This is a genomic window from Paenibacillus sp. P4_A9, assembly GCF_056402415.1.
The window spans coordinates 1-2,936 of record NZ_JBFUHL010000164.1 but is presented as its reverse complement, the minus strand read 5'-3'; the positions used below and the strand labels follow the sequence as shown (position 1 = coordinate 2,936).

Sequence of the window (2,936 nt, the reverse complement as noted above, 5' to 3'; positions counted from 1 at the left end):
CATTCAGAGTGAAGGGCATGAAATTTCGAATCATGCGTATTCTCACAAGGATATGCGAAGCATTTCGCGCAGCAAAGCGGTAGAGGAAATTTCGAAAACTGAAGATTTACTTAAACTGCTCGGTGTTAAAAATAAATTATTCGCACCTCCATCCGGTTATTTTAATCAAGAAACCATTCAGGTGGCCGCAGAGTTCAAATTGCAAACAGTGTTGTGGACCTTTGATACTATAGACTGGAAAAATCCAGGTGCAATTCGTATTCTCGAACGTTTATCTTCCAATGTTGAACCCGGAACTCTTATTCTGATGCATCCAACGGTTTCGTCTCGTGATGCGCTGCCAGGTATGATCAATCTGATTAAGAAAAAAGGGCTAGTGCTTGGCACGGTTTCCGACCTTCTTTCCTCAAAAAGGATCACTGGACAGGGACAAATCACGAATTAGTCATGAACTTCTGCCGCTAATTTGAGTCCAAGGCACATTTTTGTTAGACTGAGGAAGTATAATAGAGAATTGGACTTTTAGGTGTACCATTTCGAGGAGGAACCTTGGTGATCAAATATCGCTTACATAATGGCTTGAGAGTCGTCATGGAACAAATCCCTACATTTCGATCGGTAACATTCGGGATTTGGGTAAAAACAGGCTCGCGTAATGAGTCGCAGACGGAAAATGGTATTTCACATTTCATTGAGCATATGTTGTTCAAAGGAACGGAACGTCATTCGGCGAAAGATATCGCAGAAATTTTTGATGGCATTGGCGGGAATGTGAATGCTTTCACGTCCAAAGAATATACGTGCTATTATGCCAAAGTGCTGGATGAACATCTGCCTTTAGCGATGGATGTGCTTTCGGATATGTTTTTCAATTCGACCTTTGATGAAGGTGAGTTAGAAAAAGAGAAGAACGTAATTTACGAAGAAATTTCAATGTATGAAGATACACCAGATGACCTAGTACATGACTTGTTAGCCAAAGCTTCTTATGGCCAACACGCACTAGGCTATACGATTCTAGGAACGCAAGATAATTTGTCTAAAATGAAATCCGATGATCTTCGATCCTATCTCAAGCAAAATTATAATACGGAGAACACGGTGCTAAGTATTGCTGGGAATATTGATGATAGTGTAAAAGAACTGATTGAGAAGCATTTCGGTGATTTTTCACAATCCGGTGTTGAAACAAGCTATGATGCACCAGATTTCATGAGCGAAATGATTTTCCATTCCAAGAAAACAGAACAAAACCATATTTGTTTATCGTTGCCTGGCTTGTCGCTTCAGGAGGAAAATTTGTATCCGATGGTCTTGCTCAACAATGCAATTGGCGGTGGCATGAGCTCAAGACTGTTCCAAGAGATTCGTGAGAAGCGCGGATTAGCCTATTCGGTATACTCTTATCATTCCTCTCATATTGATAGCGGGATGTTTACAATCTATACAGGAACAGCGCCAAAACAGACGGAAGAAGTACTGAAAGTGACGATGGAGCTGCTTCATGACATTGCTGTTAATGGCATGACAGATTCTGAGCTGAAGAAAGGTAAAGAGCAGTTGAAAGGCAGCCTTATTCTTAGTTTAGAAAGCACGAGCAGTCGGATGAACCGTTATGGTAAAAATGAATTGATGACAGGTAAGCATTATAGTCTGGACGAAATGATCGCACGTATTGAAAGTGTGAACATGGAACATATTCGTCAGTTGACGAAAACGCTATTCTCTACACCTTTTGCTTTATCCATGGTCGGAAATACGGATGATGTGATTAGCGGCTTCAGGAGGGATCAGCTTGTCTCTCTTTGATTTTGAAGTGCAAATGAAACGTATGGAGGGACAAGAAGACGTTCTCTTACCGCAGAAAATGTCCGATGCAGCTAGCGGGTATGATTTGCATGCCGCAGTAAGAGAACCAGTCGTGCTCGCAGCTGGTGAGCGTCAACTGATTCCAACCGGCTTCGCGCTTAGTATGCCGCCGGAGCTAGAAGCACAGATTCGCCCGAGAAGCGGGCTGGCTTATAAACATGGCATTACAACACTTAATTCTCCAGGGACCATCGATGCGGATTACCGCGGTGAGGTTAAAGTATTGCTGATTAATCATGGCCAGGAGCCGTTCGTTATTCAGCGAAATGAACGTATCGCGCAGATGGTGTTTCAGCGTGTGCCACAAATTCAATTAAACGTAGTTACTGAGTTATCAGAAACGGTACGTGGATCTGGCGGTTTCGGCCATACAGGGCGATAAAATTAGCGTTAGTATCGAAGGTTTCAAGAAATGACCTCTTCTTAGGAAGGGGTTTTTCTTGTTTTGGAGGAAACAAAGACGGAAGTCACCCATCCTTAGGCGAACGCATACTATAACGTATCGAAACGGACCGAGGAAGGGGTGTAAGCAAGAATGCTTACTGGGATTTCGGTTGCTATTATGGGGGGAGACGCCCGGCAACTTGAAGTAATTCAGAAATTTACTGAGCTAGACGCTACCGTTATATTACTCGGATTTGACAATCTCGGGCGGCAATTTCACGGTGTTACGAATGTGAAGTTAGATCCGGAGTTGTTTCAACATGTGGATGCACTTATTTTGCCAGTTGTAGGTACGGATGAGACAGGACAAGTGGAATCTATTTTTTCAAGTGAAGAAATGATTCTGACGGATGAGCATATTTCTGCATTGCCAAAGCATGCCAAGGTTTATACTGGTATGGCGAAAAGCTACTTGAAGAAGCTCGTTTTGGCACATGATATTGAGCTAGTTGAACTGCTAGATCGTGATGATATTGCCATTTACAATTCGATTCCAACTGCAGAGGGTGCGCTAATGATGGCCATCCAGAACACCGATATTACCATTCATGGATCTGTTTGTATGGTTTTGGGCTTTGGTCGAACAGGGTTCACAATGGCTAAAACCTTGCAAGGATTAGGGG

General features: G+C 42.8%; 4 protein-coding genes. All 4 read left to right on the top strand.

Going from position 1 to position 2,936, the window contains the following annotated elements:
• A partial coding sequence (locus AC1DVJ_RS30460; RefSeq protein WP_477596587.1) for a polysaccharide deacetylase family protein occupies positions 1–445 on the top strand: 445 nt, incomplete at its 5' end.
• 107 nt (positions 446–552) lie between these two features.
• Positions 553–1,809, top strand: a complete 1,257-nt coding sequence (locus tag AC1DVJ_RS30455) for a M16 family metallopeptidase (protein ID WP_477596585.1) — start codon at positions 553–555, stop codon at positions 1,807–1,809.
• A 13-nt stretch (positions 1,810–1,822) separates the two neighbouring features.
• Positions 1,823–2,251, top strand: coding sequence for a dUTP diphosphatase (gene dut / locus AC1DVJ_RS30450; RefSeq protein WP_477596589.1), 429 nt, complete (start codon positions 1,823–1,825; stop codon positions 2,249–2,251).
• Positions 2,252–2,404: 153 nt separating this feature from the next.
• A partial coding sequence (locus AC1DVJ_RS30445) for a dipicolinate synthase subunit DpsA (protein WP_477596583.1) occupies positions 2,405–2,936 on the top strand: 532 nt, incomplete at its 3' end.

Bases quoted from the DNA above. Each gene is read 5' to 3' on its own strand.
- dut (WP_477596589.1), top strand. From the start codon at position 1,823: ATGAAACGTATGGAGGGACAAGAAGACGTTCTCTTACCGCAGAAAATG.